This window comes from Variovorax robiniae (genome assembly GCF_037889955.1).
In the GTDB taxonomy this organism is placed as follows: Bacteria; Pseudomonadota; Gammaproteobacteria; order Burkholderiales; family Burkholderiaceae_C; genus Variovorax; species Variovorax robiniae.
The window spans coordinates 357,723-381,644 of record NZ_JBBKZS010000004.1; the positions used below are offsets into that span (position 1 = coordinate 357,723).

At 63.6% G+C, this 23,922-nt stretch carries 21 protein-coding genes and 1 pseudogene; 7 read left to right on the plus strand and 15 right to left on the minus strand.

Annotation, left to right across the window (positions count from 1 at the left end):
- Positions 1-9 precede the first annotated feature (9 nt).
- Genes nuoL through WKW79_RS12700 form a run of 6 tightly spaced genes read left to right on the plus strand, consistent with a single transcriptional unit; the run spans position 10 to position 6,399 of the window.
- The gene (gene nuoL, locus WKW79_RS12675; RefSeq protein ID WP_340335505.1) at positions 10-2,040 is read left to right on the plus strand and encodes an NADH-quinone oxidoreductase subunit L; all 2,031 of its coding nucleotides are present in this window, start codon (positions 10-12) and stop codon (positions 2,038-2,040) included.
- 25 nt (positions 2,041-2,065) lie between these two features.
- Positions 2,066-3,541, plus strand: a complete 1,476-nt coding sequence (locus WKW79_RS12680; protein ID WP_340335506.1) for an NADH-quinone oxidoreductase subunit M — start codon at positions 2,066-2,068, stop codon at positions 3,539-3,541.
- A gap of 22 nt (positions 3,542-3,563) precedes the next feature.
- On the plus strand, positions 3,564-5,054 hold the full coding sequence (gene nuoN, locus WKW79_RS12685) for an NADH-quinone oxidoreductase subunit NuoN (protein WP_340335507.1): 1,491 nt from the start codon (positions 3,564-3,566) through the stop codon (positions 5,052-5,054).
- A 4-nt stretch (positions 5,055-5,058) separates the two neighbouring features.
- Positions 5,059-5,373: a DUF2818 family protein gene (locus WKW79_RS12690; RefSeq protein ID WP_340335508.1), complete on the plus strand. Its 315-nt coding sequence runs from the start codon at positions 5,059-5,061 to the stop codon at positions 5,371-5,373.
- A complete protein-coding gene (locus WKW79_RS12695) occupies positions 5,366-5,956 on the plus strand; it encodes an NUDIX domain-containing protein (protein WP_340335509.1) in 591 nt (196 codons plus the stop codon). The genes WKW79_RS12690 and WKW79_RS12695 overlap by 8 nt, the downstream gene beginning before the upstream one ends.
- Before the next feature lie 11 nt (positions 5,957-5,967).
- Positions 5,968-6,399, plus strand: a complete 432-nt coding sequence (locus tag WKW79_RS12700; protein WP_340335510.1) for a DUF1178 family protein — start codon at positions 5,968-5,970, stop codon at positions 6,397-6,399.
- 90 nt (positions 6,400-6,489) lie between these two features.
- Here WKW79_RS12700 and WKW79_RS12705 read toward each other — a convergent pair whose 3' ends face one another.
- From WKW79_RS12705 to WKW79_RS12770, 14 genes and pseudogenes are all read right to left on the minus strand, one after another.
- A complete protein-coding gene (locus WKW79_RS12705) occupies positions 6,490-7,014 on the minus strand; it encodes a type II secretion system protein (RefSeq protein ID WP_340335511.1) in 525 nt (174 codons plus the stop codon).
- Between the two features lie 22 nt (positions 7,015-7,036).
- Entirely contained in the window at positions 7,037-7,435 is a 399-nt protein-coding gene (locus WKW79_RS12710) for a type II secretion system protein (protein ID WP_340335512.1), read from the minus strand.
- Entirely contained in the window at positions 7,422-7,895 is a 474-nt protein-coding gene (locus WKW79_RS12715) for a type II secretion system protein (protein WP_340335513.1), read from the minus strand. The genes WKW79_RS12710 and WKW79_RS12715 overlap by 14 nt, the downstream gene beginning before the upstream one ends.
- Before the next feature lie 44 nt (positions 7,896-7,939).
- The gene (locus WKW79_RS12720) at positions 7,940-9,793 is read right to left on the minus strand and encodes a secretin N-terminal domain-containing protein (protein ID WP_340335647.1); all 1,854 of its coding nucleotides are present in this window, start codon (positions 9,791-9,793) and stop codon (positions 7,940-7,942) included.
- 32 nt (positions 9,794-9,825) lie between these two features.
- Positions 9,826-10,365, minus strand: coding sequence for a hypothetical protein (locus WKW79_RS12725; RefSeq protein WP_340335514.1), 540 nt, complete (start codon positions 10,363-10,365; stop codon positions 9,826-9,828).
- Entirely contained in the window at positions 10,362-10,922 is a 561-nt protein-coding gene (locus tag WKW79_RS12730) for a hypothetical protein (protein WP_340335515.1), read from the minus strand. The genes WKW79_RS12725 and WKW79_RS12730 overlap by 4 nt, the downstream gene beginning before the upstream one ends.
- Positions 10,919-11,380 (minus strand): hypothetical protein, encoded by a 462-nt coding sequence (locus tag WKW79_RS12735; protein WP_340335516.1) that lies wholly within the window; start codon positions 11,378-11,380, stop codon positions 10,919-10,921. The genes WKW79_RS12730 and WKW79_RS12735 overlap by 4 nt, the downstream gene beginning before the upstream one ends.
- A gap of 77 nt (positions 11,381-11,457) precedes the next feature.
- Positions 11,458-12,243: a hypothetical protein gene (locus WKW79_RS12740; protein WP_340335517.1), complete on the minus strand. Its 786-nt coding sequence runs from the start codon at positions 12,241-12,243 to the stop codon at positions 11,458-11,460.
- Complete coding sequence (locus tag WKW79_RS12745) at positions 12,224-13,894, minus strand: GspE/PulE family protein (RefSeq protein WP_340335518.1); 1,671 nt, start codon at positions 13,892-13,894, stop codon at positions 12,224-12,226. The genes WKW79_RS12740 and WKW79_RS12745 overlap by 20 nt, the downstream gene beginning before the upstream one ends.
- Positions 13,895-13,896: 2 nt before the next feature.
- The gene (locus WKW79_RS12750; protein ID WP_340335519.1) at positions 13,897-15,066 is read right to left on the minus strand and encodes a type II secretion system F family protein; all 1,170 of its coding nucleotides are present in this window, start codon (positions 15,064-15,066) and stop codon (positions 13,897-13,899) included.
- A gap of 15 nt (positions 15,067-15,081) precedes the next feature.
- Positions 15,082-15,501: a type II secretion system major pseudopilin GspG gene (gene gspG / locus WKW79_RS12755; protein ID WP_340335520.1), complete on the minus strand. Its 420-nt coding sequence runs from the start codon at positions 15,499-15,501 to the stop codon at positions 15,082-15,084.
- 371 nt (positions 15,502-15,872) lie between these two features.
- Positions 15,873-18,035, minus strand: coding sequence for a glycosyl hydrolase family 18 protein (locus WKW79_RS12760; RefSeq protein ID WP_340335521.1), 2,163 nt, complete (start codon positions 18,033-18,035; stop codon positions 15,873-15,875).
- A gap of 193 nt (positions 18,036-18,228) precedes the next feature.
- Positions 18,229-19,503, minus strand: coding sequence for a chitinase (locus WKW79_RS12765; protein ID WP_340335648.1), 1,275 nt, complete (start codon positions 19,501-19,503; stop codon positions 18,229-18,231).
- Positions 19,504-19,737: 234 nt separating this feature from the next.
- Positions 19,738-20,286, minus strand: a pseudogene (locus WKW79_RS12770) (carbohydrate-binding protein); the annotation flags it as partial.
- 585 nt (positions 20,287-20,871) lie between these two features.
- Between WKW79_RS12770 and WKW79_RS12775 the strand changes: the two are divergent.
- Positions 20,872-22,116 (plus strand): chitinase N-terminal domain-containing protein, encoded by a 1,245-nt coding sequence (locus WKW79_RS12775; protein ID WP_340335522.1) that lies wholly within the window; start codon positions 20,872-20,874, stop codon positions 22,114-22,116.
- An 8-nt stretch (positions 22,117-22,124) separates the two neighbouring features.
- On the opposite strand, the gene WKW79_RS12780 is transcribed toward WKW79_RS12775, so the two are convergent.
- Positions 22,125-23,912, minus strand: coding sequence for an ABC transporter transmembrane domain-containing protein (locus WKW79_RS12780; protein WP_340335523.1), 1,788 nt, complete (start codon positions 23,910-23,912; stop codon positions 22,125-22,127).
- Positions 23,913-23,922 lie beyond the last annotated feature (10 nt).

Here is a 23,922-nt window from a genome sequence, read left to right on the forward strand (position 1 = left end):
GAGATCACCATGAGCGCAACGCTATCTGCATCCACCCTGCTCGTCGTGCCATTGGCGCCGTTGCTGGGCGCCGTCGTCTCGGGCGTGTTCGGGACCAAGTTCGCCGGTGACCGCCTCGGCCGCACGGTGACCCATTCGCTGACCATCCTCGGCGTGTTCGTGGCCTTCGTCATCTCGGCCATGACGCTCAAGAGCGTCGTGACCGACGGCGCCCGCTTCAACGAAACCATCTATGAATGGATGGTCGTCGGCGGCCTGAAGATGGAAGTCGGCTTCCTGGTCGACGGCCTCACCGCCATGATGATGTGCGTCGTCACCTTCGTGTCGCTGATGGTGCACATCTACACCATCGGCTACATGCAGGAAGACGACGGCTACAACCGCTTCTTCGCATACATCTCGCTGTTCACCTTCTCGATGTTGATGCTCGTCATGAGCAACAACATGCTGCAGCTGTTCTTCGGCTGGGAAGCGGTGGGCCTGGTGTCGTACCTGCTGATCGGCTTCTGGTACAACCGCCCGACCGCGATCTTCGCGAACATGAAGGCCTTCCTGGTCAACCGCGTGGGTGACTTCGGCTTCATCCTCGGCATCGGCCTCATCGCGGCCTATGCCGGCACGCTGAGCTATGCGGAAGCTTTTGCCAAGGCGGACAGCCTGGCCAAGCTGACCTTCCCCGGCACCGAATGGATGCTGATCACGGTCATCTGCATCTGCCTGTTCATCGGCGCGATGGGCAAGAGCGCGCAGTTCCCGCTGCATGTGTGGCTGCCCGACTCGATGGAAGGCCCGACGCCCATCTCCGCGCTGATCCACGCCGCCACGATGGTGACGGCCGGCATCTTCATGGTGGCGCGCATGTCGCCGCTGTTCGAGCTGAGCGACACGGCGCTGAGCTTCGTACTCGTGATCGGTGCGATCACGGCGCTGTTCATGGGCTTCCTGGGCATCATCCAGAACGACATCAAGCGCGTGGTCGCGTACTCGACGCTCTCCCAACTCGGCTACATGACGGTGGCGCTCGGTGCCTCGGCCTACTCGGTCGCGGTGTTCCACCTGATGACGCACGCATTCTTCAAGGCGCTGCTGTTCCTCGGTGCCGGCTCGGTCATCATCGGCATGCACCACAACCAGGACATCCGCTGGATGGGCGGCGTGCGCAAGTACATGCCGATCACCTGGATCACTTCGTTGCTGGGTTCGCTGGCGCTGATCGGCACGCCGTTCTTCGCGGGCTTCTATTCGAAGGACAGCATCATCGAGGCGGTGCATGAGAGCCACCTGTGGGGGTCGGGCTTTGCCTACTTCGCGGTGATGGCGGGCGTGTTCGTGACGGCCTTCTATTCGTTCCGCATGTACTTCCTCGTGTTCCACGGGAAGGAGCGCTACGACCAGAACCCGAACGCGCACCACCATGACGACCATCATGGCCACGACGATCACCACGGGCACGATGCCAAGCCGCACGAATCCCCGTGGGTGGTCTGGCTGCCGCTGGTGCTGCTGGCGATCCCGTCGGTCGTGATCGGCTTCATGACGATCCAGCCGATGCTCTATGGCGAGTTCTTCAAGGACGCAATCTTCGTGGACGCTGCGAAGCACCATGCCATGAAGGAAATGGAAGAAGCCTTCCACGGCCCGGTCGCCATGGCGATCCACGGCCTGACCTCGTTGCCGTTCTGGCTGGCGTTCGCGGGCGTGGCGTCTGCGTTCTACATGTACATGATCAACCCGGCGCTGCCGGCCGCGATCAAGCGCATGTTCAGCCCGATCTACAACCTGCTCGACAACAAGTACTACATGGACTGGTTCAACGAGAACGTCATCGCACGCGCCACTCGCGCGCTGGGCGTGGGCCTGTGGAAGGGCGGCGACCAGGCCATCATCGACGGCGCCATCGTGAATGGCTCCTGGAAGCTGGTCGGCCGTATTTCCGCCGCGGTGCGCTGGTTGCAGACCGGCTACATCTACCACTACGCATTCGCGATGCTGCTTGGCGTCTTCGTCCTGATGACGTACTTCATCTGGGTCAAGCCTTGACCGGCAGCACTGGAGAAAAAGAAAAATGGGTTTGTTGAGCCTTGCCATCTGGATGCCGATCGTCATCGGCACCGTGCTGCTGGCGTTCGGTCGCGAGGAGCACGTGCGCATGGTGCGCTGGGTCGCACTCGTCGGCTCCATCGCGAGCTTCCTGGTCACGATTCCGCTGTACACGCGCTTCGACATCACGACTGCCAAGATGCAGTTCGTGGAGAAGGCGCCGTGGATCGACCGCTTCCACATCAACTATCACGTCGGCGTCGACGGCATCTCGCTGTGGCTGGTGCTGCTGACGGCCTTCATCACCGTGGTGGTCGTGATCTCGGCCTGGGAAGTGATCACCGAGCGCGTGAACCAGTACATGGCCGCGTTCCTGATTCTCTCGGGCTTCATGATCGGCGTGTTCAGCGCGCTGGATGGCATCCTGTTCTACGTGTTCTTCGAGGCCACGCTGATCCCGATGTACCTGATCATCGGCATCTGGGGCGGCCCGAACAAGATCTACGCGGCCTTCAAGTTCTTCCTCTATACGCTGCTCGGCTCGTTGTTGACGCTGGTCGCGCTGGTGTACCTCTATAACACCTCGGGCGGCAGCTTTGACATCCTGAGCTGGCACGACCTCAAGCTGGGCAGCACGGCGCAGACGCTGCTGTTCTTCGCCTTCTTTGCGGCCTTCGCGGTCAAGGTCCCGATGTGGCCAGTCCACACGTGGTTGCCCGATGTGCACGTGGAAGCGCCGACCGGTGGCTCCGCTGTGCTGGCCGCCATCATGTTGAAGCTCGGCGCCTACGGCTTCCTGCGCTTCTCGATGCCGATCGCGCCGGACGCCTCGCACGAGTGGGCCTGGTTCATCATCGCGCTGTCGGTCGTCGCCGTGATCTATGTGGGCCTGGTCGCGCTGGTGCAGCAGGACATGAAGAAGCTGGTGGCTTATTCGTCGGTCGCCCACATGGGCTTCGTGACGCTCGGCTTCTTCATCTTCAGCGACCTGGGCGTGTCGGGCGGCATCGTGCAGATGATCTCGCACGGCTTCGTGTCGGCCGCGATGTTCCTTTGCATCGGCGTGCTGTATGACCGCGTGCATTCGCGGCAGATCGCGGACTACGGCGGCGTGGTCAACACCATGCCCAAGTTCGCCGCCTTTGCACTGCTGTTCGCGATGGCCAATTGCGGCCTGCCGGCCACCGCCGGGTTCGTGGGCGAGTGGATGGTGATCCTGGGCGCGGTCAAGGCCAACTTCTGGCTCGGCTTCGCGGCGGCCACGGCGCTGATCTTCGGGGCGGCCTACACGCTGTGGATGTACAAGCGCGTTTACCTGGGCGACCCCGGCAATGACCACGTCAAGGAACTGTCGGACATCAACGGCCGCGAGTTCCTGATGCTGTCGCTGCTGGCGATCGCCGTGCTGTGGATGGGTATTCATCCGAAGCCCTTTACCGACGTGATGAACGTTTCGGTGGACGGATTGCTGAAGCACGTCGCCGTGTCCAAGCTGCCTTGAACCCGCTGAAGAAGAGAACGAGATGATTGACAAACTCAGCTGGCTGGCTCCCGTCTACCCCGAGGTCGTGTTGCTGGTCATGGCCTGCATCATTTGCCTGGTCGACATCGGCGACAAGAGCCCGCGCCGCACGCGCACCTATCTGCTGACCTCGCTGACGCTGGCCGTCGTGGCCTTGCTTACGGGCCTCAATGCGGCCGGTGGAACGACGGCCTACGCCTTTGGCGGCCTGGTCGTGAGCGACCCGATGGGCAACTGGCTCAAGTGCTTCGCGACCATCGCGCTGATGGTGACGCTGGTCTACGGTCGCCCGTACGCGGCCGATCGCGGCATGTTGCGCGGCGGCGAGATGTTCACCATCAGCATGTTCGCGCTGCTCGGCATCTTCGTGATGATGTCGGGCGCCAACTTCCTGATGATCTACCTGGGCCTCGAGTTGCTGACGCTGTCGAGCTACGCCCTGGTGGCGCTGCGCCGCGACAATGCGGTGGCGAGCGAAGCGGCGATGAAGTACTTCGTGCTCGGCGCGATGGCCAGCGGCTTCCTGCTGTACGGCATGTCGATGCTGTACGGCGCGACGGGTTCGCTGGACATCAACGAGGTCTACAAGGCCATCGCGAGCCGCAAGGTGGACCACCAGGTGCTGGTCTTCGGCCTGGTGTTCATCGTCTCGGGCCTGGCCTTCAAGGTCGGTGCCGCGCCCTTCCACATGTGGGTCCCTGACGTGTATCAGGGCGCTCCGACGGCGGTGACGCTGCTGATCGGCGCCGCACCGGAACTGGCCGCCTTTGCGATCATCATCCGCCTGCTGGTGGAAGGCCTGTTGCCGCTGGCGATCGACTGGCAGCAGATGCTGGCCGTGCTGGCCGTGGCTTCGCTGCTGGTCGGCAACCTGGCGGCCATCGCTCAGAGCAACCTGAAGCGCATGCTGGCCTTCTCGACCATCGCGCAGATGGGCTTCCTGCTGCTTGGCCTGGTGGCCGGCGTGGTCAACGACAACACCTACAACGCCCAGTACGCCTACAGCGCTTCGATGTTCTACGTCATCAGCTATGTGCTGACGACGCTGGCGAGCTTCGGCATCATCCTGCTGCTGGCGCGCGAGGGTTTCGAGAGCGAGGAGATCGTCGACCTGGCCGGCCTCAACCAGCGTAGCCCGCTCTATGCCGGCGTGATGGCGATCGCGATGTTCTCGCTGGCGGGCCTGCCGCCGCTGGTCGGCTTCGATGCCAAGTTCGCGGTGCTGCAGGCGCTGATTGCATCGGGCCAGCCGATCTACATCGGACTCGCGGTGTTCGCGGTGATGATGTCGCTGGTCGGCTCCTTCTACTACCTGCGCGTGGTCAAGGTCATGTACTTCGATGCGCCGGTGACGGCGACGACGGTGTCGGCGCCTTTCGATGTGCGCACGGTGCTGTCGATCAATGGCGCCTTGATCCTGATCCTCGGCATCCTGCCGGGCGGCCTCATGACGCTCTGCGCAAAGGCGATCGTGGCCACGCTGGCCACCTGACCCTGTGTCGCAGGCAGCGTCGGTCTGGGTGGTCCTGCTGGTGGCGCTGGTCGCGGCCAACCTTCCTTTTGTCAATGAGCGTCTGCTGACGGTGATCCCGCTGTCGGGCGCGAAGTCGCTGGCCGTTCGCCTGGCGGAACTCGTCGTCATGTATTTCGTGGCGGGTGGCGTCGGCCTGCTCTTCGAACGACGTGTCGGCCAGATCGCCCCGCAGGGCTGGGAGTTCTACGCCGTGACGGGCGCGATGTTCCTGGTGCTGGCGTTCCCCGGCTTCACCTGGCGCTACCTGCTCAAACACCGCAAAGGCGGCCATGCCTGATTCACATCTGAGAGAAGAGGCCACGGACAGCGAGTTGCTATTCGAGGGCAATTTCCTGGTCGCGCGCCGCGACACCGTGCGTCTGCCCGATGGCCACAGCGCCACGCGCGAGTACGTGGTGCATCCGGGCGCCGTGGTGGTGGTGCCCTTGCTCGATGATGGGCGCGTGGTGCTGGAGCGGCAATTCCGCTACCCGATCGGCCATGTGATGACGGAGTTTCCTGCCGGCAAGCTGGACGCGGGCGAGGACCCGTTCCTGTGCGGCCAGCGCGAGCTGCTGGAAGAGACGGGCTACCGCGCACGTGAGTGGGCGCATGCCGGGGCGATGCACCTGGCCGTGGCCTATTCGACGGAGATCATCCATGTGTACTTTGCGCGCGGGCTCGAATTGGGCGCGCGCCAGCTCGACCACGGCGAGTTCCTCGACGTGATCACCGCAACGCCCGAGGAGCTGATGGGCTGGTGCCGCGACGGCACCGTGACCGATGCCAAGACGCTGACCTGCACGCTGTGGCTGCAGAACGTGCAGTCCGGCGCGTGGTCACTCGACTGGCAGCCCCTGGACGGATCGGGCGGAGCCTGATAATCGGTGGCATGAAGGTCCTCAACCTCCAATGCGCCTTGGGGCACGGCTTTGAAGGCTGGTTCGCGTCGAACGAAGCGTTCGAGACGCAACTGGCCGGCGGGTTGGTGGAGTGCCCGGTTTGCAGCGACACCCGCATCACCAAGTTGCTGAGCGCGCCGCGCCTCAACCTGGGCGCGCCCGCGCCATCTCAGCCGAGCGAGCAGCCGGTGGCGACAGAAGCATCGGCGCGCTGGATGAAGGCCGCGCGTGAGTTGATGGCAAGGACGGAGGACGTGGGCGAACGCTTTGCCGACGAGGCTCGCAGGATCCATTACGGCGAAGCCGCCGACCGGGGCATTCGCGGCCAGGCCACGCGCGAGCAGGCCGAGGCACTGGCGGAGGAGGGCATTCCCGTGCTGCAGTTGCCCATCCCTGCAGTGCTCAAGGAAACGCTGCAATAGACGGCGGTTGACGCCCACCGGCGTCAATGCCTGGGATGGCTTTGCCGGCCCGGCGGGTTCGCACCCTTGCCGCAGGCGATTCGGGGTGATTCAGCGTCGCAGCCCCGCACTGCCAGGGTAGTGCGCGAACTTCCATCCTTCATAGGAAGTCTGCCTGGTGAAGGAGCTGTACACCTTCGGGAAGTCCTCCTGCTTGAAGGGCGTGCCGCTGGCGCTGCTGTAGACGCCCATGATGCCGCCGCCCGGCGCGCCGATATAGGACCAGTCCTTGCCGGTCATCGGGTCCTTGTAGGCCTTTCGCAGGAAGCGTCGCTCGAAGGGGACGCGCGGGTCCTTGACCAGGTCGTCGAGCTTGCGCGGGTATTGCATGCCGCCGGCGGCGCCGCCTGCTTCCATGTATCGGCGGATCGCCTCGCGGATTTCGTCGCCCTGGTGCAGCAGGACTTCCTCCTTGTCCCGGGCGATTTCCGTACCCCACAGCGTGCCGACCTCGCCCAGGTAGATGCCCAGGATGAAGACTGTCATCAAGGCCCAGATGAGGGTGAAGCCGCGCTGCGCCTTGCGCAGCCGCGGGACCTGCCCCCGCTCGTGCATGCGAGAGAACGTGCGCCGCAAGGTGGACCTGCTGCGGCCCTCCCTAATACTCCGTGAACAGCTTGCCGTCATGGTCCTTGTCCTTGGCCGAGCTTTTCACGTCGTACACACCCGGCGTGCCATCCGGCGGGCTGGTGATGACCCAGGCGTTGTTGGTGCCGGCCACCGGGTCCATCGGAATCTCCCGCAGGTAGCGCTTGGTCACGAGCTCTTCCAGGTTGGCGGGGTAGCGGTTGTTGTCGGCGCGGAACTTGTCGATGGAGTCGCGCATGGCGATGAGGTTGTGCTTGAGCACGGTTTCCGCGGCGCGATCGGTGTGCTGGAAATAGCGTGGCACGACCAGCGTCAGCAGGGTCGCCATGATGGCCAGCACCACCAGCAGTTCGATCAGCGTGAAGGCGCGTTGCCGCCATCCCGCCCGTGGACGCTTACCAGTCTGCATAGGAGGTCCCGTCTACCGCGAGTCCCTTGGACATCGAATACACGTCGAACACATCGCGCCCTTCCTGCGGAGCGTCCGGAGGGCTGGAGTAGCTGCGCAACCCCCAGGTTTGCTCGTTGCTGCGACTGGGGCAATCGCAGAATGGATCCCGGGGAATGCGGCGCAAGAAGTAAATCCGGCGTCCGGTGGAATCCGTGGCGTCGCGCACGCCTTCGATCAGTACGCCGAGCTTGGGCGGATAACCGGAGGAATCCAGCGTCTTCGGCAGCTTGCCGTCGTCGTAGGCCTTCTTGTAGGCATCGATGCCGCCGCGGATCTGCCACAAGGCGCGACGCAGGTCCTGCTCGCGGCTGCGGGTCGTCGCGATCTGCGAGAGCGGCAGCGCCACCGTCGACAGCACCGCGAGGATGGTCAGCGTGACGATCAGTTCGATGAGCGTGAAGCCCGAAGCCTTGCGCATGGTGCCCTCGTCACGAATTCCGCGATGTGCCGCAGGCAAGCGGGTCACCTTCTGCCGAAGCCGCCGCCCTGTGGCGGCGGACCGGGTGGTTGCGCCTGGGGCGGCGGCCCCGGAGGCGGTGGCTGGCCGGGCGCGCCGCCGGGCGAAGCGGTGACGGAAAGCCCGCCCTGGGTGCGCAGCATCGTCGGCGTCATCGAGATGCTGCCTTCGGTGCCGCTCGCGAAATTGGTGATGTCCGAGCCGGGGATCGGCGTGTTGCGCACGATGTGCGGCGTGAGCAGCAGCACCAGTTCGGTCTTGTTGGCGGTGTCGCCCCTGTTGCCGAAGATCCGGTCCAGCACCGGCAGGTCGCCGATACCCGGAATGGCCTGGCTGCTGCGTTGCGTGGTGCGCGACAGGAGACCGGCCAGCACCTGCGTCTGCCCGTCGTTCACGTTCATGTTGGTTTCCGCGCGGCGGGTGCCGATCTGGTAGGCGAGCAGGCCGGTTTGCGTGCGGATCGTGCTGGTGACGTTGGAGACTTCCAGCTGGATCTTCACCCCCACGCTGCCATCCTGGCCGATGGAGGGTTCCACGTTCAGCGTCAGGCCGACGTCCTGGTAGTTGATCGTTTCGCTGACGACGCCGTTGGAATTGGTCGTGGTGACCACCGGCAAGCGGTCACCGATCAGGATCTTGGCCTTTTCCCGGTTCTTCACGCGGATGTTGGGGTTCGACAGGATGTTGCCGAAGGTGGTGCTGTGCGCCAGGTTCACCGAGATGGTCGGATCGCCGAGATTGACCAGCACGTTGCCCTTGTTGATGTTGTTCAGGTCGCGCAGGGTGATCTGGCCGGGTGTGAAGATTCCGTTTTCGGTGATGCCGCCCACCGTGAAGCCGACGGTGTCAGGGTAGCGGACACCCATGTTCAGGATGTCGGAGCCGTTGACCTCCAGCACCATCGCGTCGAACTGGACTTCGGACTGGGGCAGGTCCTGCGCGGTGATGAGTCGTTCGACCACCGCGACGACTTCCGGCGTGTCGCGCAGGACCAGCATGCCCAGGCGCTCGTCGATGTAGACGTCCTTGGTTTTGGTCATCTGCTTGATCATCGCGACGACCTGTTTCGGGTCGGCGTTGTTGAGATAGAAGGTGCGCATGACCAGGTCCTTGTAGTCGCGGTCCTTGTCCGGGCGCTTTGGATAAATCAGGATGGTGTTGTCGTTCAATACCTTCTTGTCCAATTGATTGGTGAGCAGGACCAGATTCAATGCGTCCTCGGCGGTGGTGCTGCGCGCAAATATGGTGGTGGTGGCCGCTTTTTGCACATCGCGGTCGAAGATGAAATTCACGCCGGTGATGCGGGAAATGAAATCGATCATGTTGACGATCGGCATGTCGCGGAATTGCATGGCGACCGTCTTTTTCATTTCTTCGCCGATGGACGGACGCAGGTTGACGTCTCGGGTCAACCGCCCCTCGATCGTGGTGCGCAATTGGATGGCCAGGATATTGCGCGGATTTTCATTGAGCAGGTCGCGCAGGATCGTGAGGGCCTGCTCTGGACGGCTGTCCTGGATGCTGGTGGCGTAGCGCAGCATCATCTCGTGGCGCCGTCCCATGCCCGCGAGGCGCAGGCCTTCCTGCGCGCGGGCGTTCTGCGCATCCCAGGAAAGCACCTGCTCGTAGCGCGCCGCCGCCAGGTCGGTATCGCCCGATTGCAGGGCGGCCGCACCCTCGTTCAACAACCTGTTGGTGTAGTTGTTGAGCATGACGTTGTAGGCGGTCCGGGTGTCGATATCCAGCGGATTGGCCGCCAACCTGTCGCGCATTTCGATCAACGCCTGCTGCGGGCTGGGCTGTGCAAGCGCCTGGTCGCTGGCCGATTTCATGCCGTAATTGGCACAGGCGGTCAGCATGATCGACGTCACGATCGAGGTCAGCAATCTGTTCACGGCATGTCCCCTATTGGCAGTTCTTGTTTTATCTTTAGAGGCAGGAAGGTAAACACCAGGCTTCTGTCGCTGATCTGGTCGAGCCGGTAGTTGTGAAGCAGCGTATCGCCGCGCCGGATGCTGCCGGGCAGCGTGCATTTCTGGCAAACGATCACGTCCTGGCCATTGGCGGTAATTCCGATGTAGGTGGTGCCTGATTGGCGCCAGATCGAGACGACCTGGAATGGCAATGGCGGAGGTCTTGGCGGATTTCTCCGGATTTCTTCTGCAATTTGTTCGGGTGTGGGTGGTGGAGGCGGCGGGGGAGGCGGTGGCGCCCAGGTTTGCGGGCCGAAGAGATTGATTTCCACCGGCTGTGCCGGCGTAGCGCCTTGGTCTTCCCCGGCCGGGCCCCCTCGTTGAGCGGGAGCGGGCGTCACGGGCCGGCGAATGGCGACCTGGACCGTGTTGTCTTCGGTGCGGTCGCGCCAGGCCAAATACAAGGCGGAGAGGATCGCCAGGATGGCGAGGATCAGGATGGGCCGCGACACTTTCATGGCTTCTTGACCTGGGTCAGATAGCTCAGCTGGATCTGCGCGGAGACCTCGGTATCGCCGATCTGCGTGCGGGTGAATTCCATGTGCTCGATCCGGACGCCGGGAATCTGGCTGATCTGAATCACGAAATTGCGCAGGTCCGGATAGGTGCCGACGACCGGGAATTGCACGCCATAGCGGACCAGCCGTCCGCCCGCTTCGGACAGGGTGCGGTATTCGATCTGCGTGCCCTTCAAATGGTTTTGCGCGGCAAGGCGCACGCCGGCGCGCAGGAAGGTGGTGTAGGTTTCTTCCGTACGCACCACGCTGCGGGGCAGTGGCGCATTGGCATCCGGCGGTTCGGCCAATTCCTTGGCGCGCCTTGCCAGGTCCAGTTCCTTCTGCGCCAGTTCGATTTCGCGCGCATCGAGATCACGCTCGACCGGGCGTTGCTTGTCGAAGAATGACACCAGCGCCAGCACCACCATCACGATGCCCACAATGCCGTAAAGCCCGGTCAATGCCGGCAGTTTTGCCATCTGCCACAACAGGCGTCCGCTTTCCGGCATCTTTTTCATGGCGGGGTTTCCTTCCACCAGAATTCGACTTGCGCTTGGCTTGGGAGGAAGGGGTCGGTGACCTTGGCGGTCTGCCGGACCAGCGTGACTCGGTCGACCTCGGGCTGTTTTGAAATGGTGTCGACCAGGGCGAGGATGTTTTCGCGCTGCTTGGCCTCGAATTCGATCTTGACGCTTCGCTCCAGCGTTTCCACGTCGACCCGCAAATAGGCGATTTCCCGCGACCACGTCTTTTCCAGCAGGCGCAGGCCCACCGTCGGCGCCTCCTGCTGCTTGGCCACGATCGCGGCCACGACCTCTTCGGTGCCGGGCTCGGCGGGGGCCTGGCCCTCGGGGTCCAGATCCCTGGCGCGCTCCGCCAGCCTGTCGGCGCGCATGTCGACCTGGTCCTTGCGGTAGCTGATGTTTTCTTCGCGATGGGCCTGCCAGACCAATGCCAGCCCGCCGATCACCAGCAAGGCCGCGCCGAGCCAAGGGAAGGGCCTCGCCTTCTTGCAAAAATCCAGGTGAATTGGCTTGAATTTCATGGCTGAAACTACCTGGCCGTGATTTCCTGCGGAAAGCTCAAGCCCAGCCAGCTCGGCGTGAACCCCGCCATGCTTTGCAATTCCCTCGGCATCCGGCTGTAGCTGCTCAGATAGACCTGTTTTGGCAGGGGATTGCTGCTCAACATCGCCGCATCGCGCAGCAGCGCCGCGAGTTGGCTGCCGTCAGGCTGCTCGCTGCGCATGGGGAAGGAGCCCACGCCTTGCCACACGCCGTCGCGATGGAAGGCATAGCTGGTGTGCTTCTGCTCGAGCACCACCAATGCGAATTCGGGTGCGACCAGCTTGTCCGCGAACATGTTGGCCGTGGCGAACAGCGCGGTGTCGAAGGCTCGTATCTGAAGGCGCTGCGACTTGGCGAAGGAGAGGATGGCCTGGTACAGGACCTCGTCGATGGAGGCGGCCACGCGGGATTCGCCATAGTCGCCTTCCGACACGGTGACGTGCCAGCCCATGGCGTCCGTGTCGAAATGCTGGCCCATGATGATCCTGGCGTAATCCGCCCAGTCCCCAGGCTTGCGCAGGCCTTCCTGCCAGGGAACGATGTCGTACTTGATCCACGGGGAGCCGACGTGGACCTCGAGGCCGTCCATTCGCAAGGGGCCATGGGGTGCTTGCAGCAGGACTTCCTGCAGCCTCAGGACGATGTCGTCCACGGTGTTGTCGATCTCGATGAATTGCTCCTGCCCGGGCGCCTTCGACCAGCGCACCGTGCTCAGCAGGCGCAGATGGCCGTTCAGGATCCAGAGTGAGTGGTCAATCCACAAAGGTGGCACGATTGACCTCCTGCAGGGTGGTTTCGCCGCGTGCGACCTGCCGCAACGCCATGCGCCGCATCGACATGTAGCCGCTGCTGCGGGCCAGCGCCTTCATTTCGCTGGGCGGGGCGCGGCGGATCAGTGCCTGCTTCAGGTCGTCGTTGAGGCGCAGCACTTCGGCAATGGCGCGCCGGCCGAGGAAGCCCGTGTTGCGGCACACCTGGCAGCCCGCGCCCTTGCGGAATGTCCAGTCCGCCACGTCCTCCGGCGTCAGGCCGGAAAGGCGCAGCAACTCTGCATCCACGTCGTCGTCGGTGATGCAATGCGGGCAGATCTTGCGGATCAGGCGCTGCGCCACCACGCCGATCAGCGCATCCACGAAGCTGTGCGGTTCCACGCCCATGTGCAGGAAGCGATCCAGCACGGAGAAGCAGTCGTTGGCATGCACGCTGGTGAGCACGAGGTGGCCTGTTTGTGCGGCCTGCACCGCGATGCCGGCGGTCTCGCCGTCGCGGATTTCGCCGACCAGGATCTTGTCGGGGTCGTGCCGCAGGATGGAGCGCAGGCCGCGGGCGAAGGTCAGGCCCTTCTTGTCGTTGACCGGAATCTGCAGGACGCCGCCGAGCTGGAATTCGACAGGGTCTTCAATGGTGATGATCTTTTCTTCGCCCGTATTGATTTCCGAGAGGATGGCGTAGAGCGTGGTCGATTTGCCGGAGCCGGTGGGGCCCGTCACCAGCAGCAGGCCGTACGGTTCATTGGCCAGTTTGCGGATGGCTTCCACGTTGTCCGGCTCGTGGCCGAGGCCGTCCAGGCGCAATTGCGTCATGGTGCCGCCGGCCTGCTTGTCGAGCACGCGCAGCACGGCGTCCTCGCCGTGGATGGACGGCATGATCGAAATGCGGAAATCGATGTCCCGCTGGTTCATCAGGACCTTGAAACGACCGTCCTGCGGAATTCGCCGCTCGGAAATGTCGAGATCGGCCAGCACCTTGATGCGCGAGATGGCCTGCTCTGCGGTATCCGTCCCATTGGCGCCGCCGACGTGCAGCAGCACGCCGTCGATCCGATACTTCACCTCCATCCCGTTGGGGGTGCTCTCCATGTGAATGTCCGACGCCTTGGACTTGAGCGCGTCGTAAAGCGTCGAATTGATGAACTTGATCACCGGATTCGTATCGTGGGCGATGCTGGCCAGCGAGATCTCGATGGCATTGACTTCGCCGGCTTCGATGTTCCCGGAGCCTGAAATCTGCTCCATCGTTCGATGGGACGATTCGAACTGCTGCAAATAGGATTTGACGGTCTCGTAATGTGCGACCGCGCTGCGGTATTCAATTTGCAGCCGTTGCGTGACCCAGTTGCGCGTGACCACGTCAAAGGGCTCGCCATACACGAGTACGCGATCACCATCCGTGAATTCCAGCAGCACGCATTGGCGCGCGATCGCTTCCGCGTAAGACACGAGGTCATAGCGCGGCTTGCCCATGTCCATGCGCTCGCGCTCGATCACCGGCAAGCCTAGGAATTGCGCGACCGAATCGACGTATTTCTCGTCGTCCAGGTGCAGGTTGGCTTGCAGGCGTTGCGACAGGCTCTGCTCTTCCGATTTGCCTTCGCGCATTCTCTGGATCAAATCCAGGTTCAGCGGCATCTTTGTGGTGTCCATGGTCAGACATTCCCGGCCAATTGGAAAATCGGCATGTACAAAAGAAAGACGATCACACCCACCAGCGCGCCCACGACGAGCATCAGGATGGGTTCGACCAACTTGGTGACGAGGTCGATGGCGCGGTCCACCTCCTCGTCGCAGAACTGGGCGGAGCGCTCGAACATGGCGGACAAGTCGCCTCCTTCCTCGCCCACCCGCAGCAGGCGCTCGGAGACCGAGGTGGTCATGCCGTAGCGCGGCAAGGTGGCCGACACGGACTGGCCGGACCTGATATCGGTCAGTGCCTTCGCCATCTGGACTCGCATCTTGGGCGCGAGCAGTTGCTCGGCCATTTCCATCGCGCCCACGACCGAAACGCCGCCGGCCAGCAGCAGGCTGGTGGTGCGGTAGAAGCGCGTGAGGGCAAAAATGCGCTGGTATTCACCCAGGCGCGGCAGGCGCCAGAAAACTTCCTTGATCTTCTCGCGCACCGCTTCGGTCCGCAGGAAGAAAACAATACCCGCGATCGTTCCGACAATGCCGATGAACATCACCATGCCGTGCGCCTGGACCAGTTCTCCCCACCACAGCATGACTTCCGCGCTGAACGGAATATTCTTCATCGACGCATAGATCTGGCTGAATTTCGGAATCACCCAGAACAGAAGGAACAGGATGATGCCCGCCCCCGTCGAAATGATCACCAGCGGGTAGATCATGGCCGACATGACCTTTTTCTTGACGATGCCCAAGCGGCTGTCGTAATGGTGGTAGCGCTTGAGCGCGTCGGCCAAGTGCCCGGTCTGCTCCGCGGAACTGACCGTTGCGATATACAGGGGTGGAAAATATTCCGGCATTTGCGACAGCACCCGGGAAAAGGTCAACCCCTGGTACAAGCCTTCCTCGATGCGCCCCAGCACGATCCGATTGGTGTCGTGCGCGCTCTTGTCCTTGAGCGTCTCGACGCCTTCCACCAGCGTCAAGCCCGCTTCCAGCAGGGCGATCAATTCCTGCGTGAAGAGGGAAATTCCAAATTCGGTCTTGCGCAGGGAAAACTGCTTCTGCGCTTTCCACCCCACCAGTTGCAGGCCCTGCGCGACAACCTGGCGGCGCAGGTCGTTTTCATCGGGCGCATCGACATCGCGCTCTTGCAATTGCCCTTGGGCCAGGACCTTGACCTTGTAGCGCATCGCGGTTTGCCAACGTCAGTATTCGATGTCCGCGTCTATTCCACTCCCACCTTCTTTTCCGTCTGCGCCCAGGCTGATCAGGTCGTATTCCTTTCCGGCTTTTCCGGGCTTCCTGTAGACATAGGGATGGTCCCAGGGGTCCAGCGGGACATCCTTCGCCAGGTAGGGGCCTTGCCACTTGTTGCCGGCGCCGTCGGGCTTGGCGACCAACGCCTTGGTGCCCTGTTCGGTGGTGGGGTACGAGCCGACATCGAGGCGATAGTGGTCCATCGCATCGCTGAGGGTTTTCATCTGGCTGGCCGCGGCCTTGATCTTGGCCTTGTCCACTTCGCCAAACAGGCGCGGTCCGACGTACCCGGCCAGCAACGCAATGATCAAGAGGACAACCAGCAGTTCCAGGAGCGTGAAGCCGGATTTGCGCAAGCGGTTTGTCATTTCCGATTTTCCAATCCATCTGTGAGTGGGGAAATCAAATGCGCTTCATGCATTCGCGCGCGACAGGCGGTGCCGACCCGGCTGTCGCGCAGCGTGGCGCATGGGGATCCCTGGCTGGGAAGCAGCGGCAAGCGCGGACCTGTCGTCCGCGTCCTGCCTTCGGCGCAGCCCATGGCGGGGTCTGCGATGGATGAGTTTCATCTGGGCCCTGAAACGACAGGTCGTCGAACGGTGGCGCTGTTTGCATGAAACCCATCGGGAAACTCCCGGCCGAACTTGTGCAAGAAAGGTGGTCGATCGCATGCGGGCCTTGCTCACCGCATGCGCGACAGGCCCGTCGGCGCCTCGCGACGCCGACGGGTGCGGCGCCGCTACTTCCTCATGTTGCTCATGACGTTCATGAGTTCGCCATTGAGGTCGCCATCGAGCGACCAGGAGAACACGCCGCCCAAACCGTTCTGCTTGGCGTAGTCCACCTTGGTCTGCACGTCGGCGGGCGTGTCGTAGCTCCAGAAGGTGCTGCCGTCGTACTTCCAGGTCTGCTTTGCGGCCTGGTTCGTGTAGACCGTGCCGGGCGCGTTCTTGAGCACCTTGTAGTCCTCGATGCCGGCCTCGTAGGTTCCCGCCGCAGGCTTCGCGGCCTTCTGGTAGAGGCCGTTGTTGGTGTTGCCCACGCCAGTCCATCCGCGGCCATAGAACGGGATGCCGATGATGATCTTCTGGGCTGGCACGCCGGCTGCCCGGAGCAGCTTCACGGCGTTGTCCGTGTTGTAGGTCGACAGCACCGGGTCCTTGGAATTCGGGCTGGCCGGATCCTGGTACAGGTTGGCCTGGAAGTCCGTCGGCCCGGTCGATTCAAAGCCGCCGTGGTAGTCGTAGGCCATGATGTTGATCCAGTCCAGCACCTTGCTGTAGTTGGCCGGGTCGGTCTTGTCGATCTTGTCCTTGCCCGCGCTGATGGCGACGGTCAGCAGGTACTTCTTGCCAGTCTGGGATCCCTTGGTGTCCAGTTGCCGGCGGAATTCCTGCAGCAGCAGCGTGTAGTTCTGCTTGTCGTTCGCATCGACGACGTTGTAGGGCTGGCCGCCACCGCCGGGGAATTCCCAGTCGATGTCGATGCCGTCGAACACGCCGGCCAGCACGCCCGGACCACCCGCGTTGGAGGCGGTGTCGAAGGGCAGGTTGCCGTCGATGTAGACGTCGATGCAGGACGAGACGAGGGTCTTGCGCATGGCATCGGTCGTCGCCAGGGCGCCGAAGTGCTTGGACCAGGTCCAGCCACCCAACGAGATGATCATCTTGATGTTGGGGTACTTGGCCTTGAGCTTCTTCAACTGGTTGAAGTTGCCCTTGAGCGGACCGGACTTGCCGTTGCGCGGGTCGTCCCATTGCGGCCAACCCCAGGCGTCGGCCACGCCGTCGATCGTGTCCGTGCCGGTGAAGCCCTTCTGGTAGTCCGCCCAGGCATCCCCGCCGTTGCCGGCGCCGGGTGCGTTCGGGTCGGTCGCGCCGGCCTCCAGCTGGTTGACGCCCGCCTTGCAGCGATAGGAACCGTCGGAGTCCTTGTAGATGTTGCCGAACGCGTAGTTCAGGAAGGTCATCTTGGCGGCCGAGCCGCTGGTGTCGATGGTCTTGACCTGGTAGCCGCGGCCATAGATGCCCCACTGGGCGAAATAGGCGCCGACTTCCGGGCCACCGGCGGCTGGCGCCGGGGCGGGAGCAGGCGCTGGGGCCGGTGCGGGTGCGGGTGCGGGTGCCGGCGCTGGAGGTGGCGGCGGAACCGGCACGGGCGCGGGTGCGGGCGCCGGCGGCGGTGGTGGCACCGGGACGGGGGCGGGTGCCGGCGCCGGCGGCGGTGGTGGAACCGGCACAGGCGCAGGCGCCGGTGCGGGCGGTGGCGGTGGCACCGGAACTGGCGCAGGTGCCGGCGCAGGCGGGGGTGGTGGAACCGGAACGGGGGCCGGCGCCGGTGCAGGTGGTGGCGGCACCGGGACGGGCGCTGGCGCGGGAGCGGGAGCGGGTGCCGGCCCACCGCTGCAAGCGCCCAGGTCTTGCCACGCACCATAGGCGCCGCTTGCCGAAGGATCGTCACCGCTGGTCCACCACTTGTTCTGGTAGTTGCGTCCTTGGTGCGTGACCCGCGTGCCAGCCGTTGCGTAAGCCTGCGTCGGCGACCATGCCGGGAAACAGGCGGTAGGTGCGGGCGCCGGAGCAGGTGCGGGTGCCGGCGCGGGAGGCGGGGGCGGGACTGGCGCCGGAGGTGGTGGCGGAACCGGGACAGGGGCCGGCGCGGGAGCGGGGGGAGGTGGCGGGACGGGCACGGGTGCTGGCGCCGGGGCCGGCGATGGCGCAGGCGCTCCGGCGATTTCCCGCCACAGTGTGGGCGTGGTGGAGGGCGTCCAGCCCGCGCCGACGTACGCCGTATGCGCCTGGATCGCCGCATAGTCGCGCCCGTTGTAGGTCACGACATCGCCGACCTGGTAGTTCGAACCTTCGCGCCATGGCGTGGCCGCCCAGCCGGAAGCCGCAGTCATTAACAATGCAACCGCTATTGTTGATCTAACTTTGAATGAACGCATTATTTTCACCCTCAAAATAGATAGTGGGTTGCACTGTTGCATAAATTAGGATGGTTTAATTTTCCAGTGCATCTGATTGGCGATGAATTCGAGTCTTGGCGGATCCTTCTCCTTCGTGTCATTTGCCGGCGTGTGACCGCAGCGCAGGTTATTGTTTGGTGTTGTCGATGACCATGTTGCCCTTCCAGAAGACCTGGCCGCGGAACATGTAATTGACGCAGAGTTGGTAATCGCCGGGATTGACCAAGGAGAAAGGCATTTGGTAATCCACCAATTGGCAGGACCAACTGACGCCACCCGGGTTGCTCGGGTTGTAATTCCATCCCTTGTCGAGGTAGACCTTTGTGACCGCGGCCGAGCCGGGCTGGAAGCCCTTCATGTTGGCGCATCCCACCTGTTCATCCGCAGGAATGACGACGCCCATTTCACCGGCCAATGCGCGATAGGCGGCAATGCGGTTGATCACTTGCTGCCGCTCGGTTCCGCCGCCGCATTCGATGCCGCCGTTGATGATGTGAACCGTTGCACCAAATCCGGGCGTCATGTTGTTGGCCACGTCCACCGTATTGGGTTTCCAGGTGCCGTCGACGACCCAGATCATGGATGGCTTGGGAGATTGCGGCGTGACCGCGAACCAGACGGCCGAAGCGAAATTCAACCAGGTGTCCGCGACTCTTCCGGGATCGTCAAGGAGGACGGCCGGGTCGCCGTAGACAGCCTTGCTGAATGGCCCGAAGTTGTAATTCCAGGAGAGTTGTTTGGAGCCTCGCCCGAAATAATCCAGCGTCGCGCCTTGTGAATTGAATCCGCAGGCGTAGAAGACCGAGAAGATCGTGCTTCCCTGGCCGGTATAGCAGTCCTGGTAAGACCCGACCGCGGAACCTTCCTGGTAGCCGGACTCGCGCAGGTACCAGAGTCCCTGGTGATGCGACGGTATGGCCGTGCCTTGGGGCATCGTGGCCAGCACGGCATTGTTCTGGTCGGGGTATCCGCGTGCGGTGGCTGGCGTCAGGGATGGCCAATTGGCGCCGGTCTCCTGCACGAAATGGGCGAAGGATGTGACGAGCAATTTCTTGCAGATCGCATCGGAATCGCGTCCATCGGAGTAGGTCGCGCAGTACGCCGGGAATTTGCCAATGCCTTTCAGCAGGTTGAGATAGGTGTATTTGATGTTCCGGACGGGGAACATCTCGTCGAACTTGGCCGCGGGCAGCAGGCGTTCGACACGCTTGACGTTGTCCGGATTGGCTGCCGCGCCTGCTGCAATGGCATCGACTTGCTGGTCCGGCAAGGTTCTCAAAGCCGCGCGAATCCGGTCTAGCACGCCCGGGTCGGTGGCCGACACGCTCTTGCCGAGATCGGTCTCCGTCGCTGTGAATTGCGCTGAAGTCGGATAGCCGGTAGGCGCGGCAATAAAGGTCACCTGCGGCTTGTTGGACGCGCCAGGTGCGGGTGCCGGGACGGGAGCCGGTGCCGGTGCGGGCGCTGGCGCTGGCGCGGGCGGTGGTGGCGGCACGGGGACAGGCGCAGGCGCAGGCGCAGGCGGCGGCGGCGGCGGGACTGGCACCGGCGCCGGTGCGGGGGGCGGTGGAACTGGCGAGGATGCAGGCGCGGGAGCTGGTGCACCGCCGCATGCGCCGAGGTCCTGCCAGGCGCCGTAGGCCCCGCTCTTGGAGGGGTCGTCGCCACTCGTCCACCACTTGTTCTGGTAGTTGCGTCCTTGATGCGTGACGCGCGTACCCGGCTGGGCATAGGTCTGCGATGCGGACCACGCCGCAAAGCAACCGGCTGGGGCTGGCGCCGGCGCGGGTGCTGGCGCGGGGGCAGGAGCCGGCGCAGGCGGCGGTACCGGAACGGGTGCCGGAGCGGGCGGTGGTGGAGGTATTGGAACAGGTGCAGGCGCCGGTGGCGGCGGGGGAGGTACTGGAACGGGTGCCGGTGCCGGCGCTGGAGGTGCGGGAGCGGGTGCCGGCGCCGGCGCGGCGGCGCCGAGTTCACGCCACAGGGTCGGCGTGCCCGACGGTGTCCAATTCGCTCCGATGTAGGCCGTGTGCGCTTGAATGGCCGCGTAATCACGGCCGTTATAAGTCACCACGTCTCCCACTTTGTACGTGGCGCCCTCCTGCCACGGCGTTGCAGACCAAGTCGCGGCGGCTGTTGCTAATAGTGCAATTGCAGTCGCCGATCGAACTTTGAATGAATGCATGATTCTTTCCAGTCTTGAGCGGGACGTATGGTTAGCGCTTCGGGTGACCCTGTAAACGAAATATGTAACCGCAAAGACCCTGCCGACGAGGCGTTTACACGCGCCCCTAGGCGCTGAATTCGGGCCGGACTCTCTGACAAAAGCCCTGACTCAATTGGGGTTTGACAGGCTTGATGAGCGGCGCCTGAAAAATGTCGGGCACGTCTCAATACCAAATGGGGCGGCTGTCGGTGCGCGGGTTCTCCGCGGGGGCGCGCAATGTGCATTGCTTCTGCTGGCAGGCGGCCCAAGCGGCCGGGCCGGATTCATATCAGCCAATTAGGCCGGATGCGTCTATTAATTCCAAAGTATTAATGGCCCATTGCCTGACATGCAATTAGGGTCATTTGGCTCGAGACTTCGCTGCGGGGATATTGTTCAGAGTGTTGTCGAAGATATATTTACACATTTTCACATTCGAGTTCGTTCAAATAACCGCAATAGCGAGAATGATTCTCGTCCGAGTATTTTAATTAATATACGTGACGAATTATTTGAGACCCCAAGCCGGAATAACCATGTCGTCGCAGATGCGAAGTTACCTCCATGAATAAAAGTTTCTGCAACGCGCTCTTCCTGTTTTTACCGCTTATTGCCGGCGCGCAGATCCGCGTAACGCGAGACGAAGCGGAGCAGGCCGCCGATGTCGCATGCCAGCCGGACGAAAGCGGTCTGCTGGCGTGCACACCCGTTCCCCTTCCGCCGCCGCCTGTGGCCAACGATCCTTCCATCCAGCCGTTGCCGGGCATTCCTCTTTCACCCGAGAGCTTTTCAAATACGACCATCAATCGCCCGAACACGCCGGGATTCGACCCGATCCCGGCGACCTCGGACACCGGCTCCGTGGACATCGGCTGGGACCTGAATTACGGAATTCCTGTGCAGTACTGGGAGATCTGGGACAACGGTCAATTGCGCTACCGCGGCCGGCAATTCACGCAGCGCGCGATCGCCAGCAACAGCGGGCTGGAGGGGCCGTCCTTCAGCGTGAGGACCTTGGCGATGCAGAGCGGCGTCTACACCCTGAAACTGGTCCCCGGGCGGCATGAACTGATGATCAACCTGTGCAGTACCGGCACCGGCAATGAGCCACTGTGCGCCAGGTACGATGCCGTGACCTGGGTGGGTGGTGAGGACAAGTCCTCGCCCGGCAAGCCGCAGATCGAGTCCATGCCTTCGGTCAATACCGGCGGGCCGCTGGAAGTGCGGTGGAACCTGTGGTGGGGGCAGCCGGGGCAGTACTGGCAGTTGCTCGACAACGATGCCGTGGTCGTCGAATCACGCAGGTTTGCGCCCTCGGACCGTGCGGTCCAGTCCGGTGTCATTCGCATCGAGTCGCCCAGCGCGCAGGCGCATGACCTGCGGATCAATCTTTGCAGTGCCAACCAGTGCGTGGCCAGCGATTCGACCCGGGTCACCGTGCTGCTGCCGGTGCCGCGTCCCCCGACGATCCTGCTGCAATCGAGCGTGACGCCGCAAGGGGAATGGCTGGTGAGTTGGCGCCTGCCCTATGCCTATGACACGGGGCCGCCCGACAGCTGGCAATTGCGAAACCCCGCGTCCGACACAGTGCTGGTGGCGAAGCAGACGGTCAGCCAGTGCCCCGCCGTCAGCAGCCAGGACGAGGAGACCGCCGTTGCCGGCTACTGCGGCGACGCGTTGCTGCCCACGGCCAACGCGCCCACGTCCGCCATGGTCCGCGTCTGCGCCGGAACGCAATGCTTCGACAGTCCATCCTTGGCGCTCGTTCGGCGCGCGACCAACCGGCCTCGATCGGCGCCCGGCCAGTAGACCAATCTTCAGCCAGCGAATTGCAGCGCGGCCAGGCGCGCATAGACCCCGCCTTGCGCCACCAGCGTCGCGTGATTGCCCTGCTCCACGATGCCGCCGTGGTCGAGCACGATGATGCGGTCGGCCTTCTGCACCGTGGCCAGTCGGTGCGCGATCACGAGGGTGGTGCGGCCTTCCATCGCCGACTCCAGCGCGGCCTGCACCATGCGCTCGCTTTCGGCGTCCAGTGCGCTGGTCGCTTCGTCGAGCAGCAGCAGCGGCGGGTTCTTGAGGATGGCGCGTGCGATGGCGATGCGCTGGCGCTGCCCGCCCGACAGGCGCACGCCACGCTCGCCCAGGAAGGTGTCGTAGCCCTCGGGCAGGGCGCGCAGGAAGTCGTCGGCAAAGGCGGCGCGGGCGGCTTCGTGGACCTCGGCCTCGGTGGCTTCCGGCCGTCCGTAGCGGATGTTTTCCAGCGCGCTGGTCGAGAAGATCACCGCGTCCTGCGGCACCAGGCCGATGCGGTGGCGCAACTGGTCGAGCGAGAGGTCCGTCAAGGCGGAACCGTCCAGCACGATGCGGCCCGACTGCGGGTCGTAGTAGCGCAGCAGCAACTGGAACACCGTGCTCTTGCCCGCGCCGCTGGAGCCGACCAGCGCCACCGTTTCGCCAGGCGTCACGTCCAGGCTGAAGTGGCGCAGCGCCGGCGTCTGCGGGCGCGAAGGGTAGTGGAAGGTGACGTCCTCGAGGCGGATCGCGCTGCCGGCGGCCGGCACCGGCGTTTGCGCCGGGTTGACCGGCGACACGATGGCCGATTCCGCATGCAGCAGTTCCATCAGGCGTTCGGTGGCGCCCGCGGCCCGCAGCAGATCCCCATACACCTCGCCGAGCACGGCCGCTGAACTGGCCAGGATGATGACGTAGACCACGGTCTGGCCCAGGTGCCCCGCCGTGATGTCGCCATGCAGCACAGCCTGCGTGCCCTGGTACAGGCCCCACAGCAGCGCGGCCGAGGTCGCGATGATGATGAAGGCGACCAGCACCGAGCGTGCCTTGGTGCGCCGCACGGCGGTGAGGAAGGCATGCTGCGTCGAGGTGCCGAAGCGTTCGGCCTCGCGCGCCTCTGCCGTGTAGCTCTGCACCACCGGAATGGCGTTCAGCACTTCGGCCGCGATGGCGCTGGAGTCGGCCACGCGGTCCTGGCTGGCGCGCGAGAGCTTGCGCACGCGACGGCCGAACCACATGCTCGGCAGCACCACGAGTACCAGGATCAGCAGCACCTGGAACATCACGTAAGGATTGGTCCAGACCAGCATGGCCAGCGCGCCGGCGCCCATGACCGCATTGCGCAGGCCCATGCTCAGCGACGAGCCGACCACGGTCTGCACGAGGGTGGTGTCGGCGGTCAGGCGCGACAAGACCTCACCAGTCTGTGTGGTTTCGAAGAAGGCAGGGCTTTGCCGCAGCACATGGGAGTACACCGCATTGCGAAGGTCGGCCGTGACGCGCTCGCCGAGCCAGCTCACGGTGTAGAAGCGCGCCGCTGAAAAGAGCCCGAGTGCCACCGCCACGCCGAACAGCGCCAGGAAGTGGTCGCGCAGCGCCATCGTCTGCTCGCCCTTGTCGGTAGAAACCAGGCCGCCATCGATCAGGCTGCGCAAGGCCATCGGAAAGACCAGGGTGGTGACGGCGGCCAGCACGAGGAAGAGGGCCGCGAGCGAGATCTGGAGTCGATAAGGCCGCAGGAAGGGCGCGAGGCCGGAAAGCGATTGGGGCGAGCCCTTCGCAGGGGAAGACGACGAAGCGATTGCAGCCATCGGAGGATTC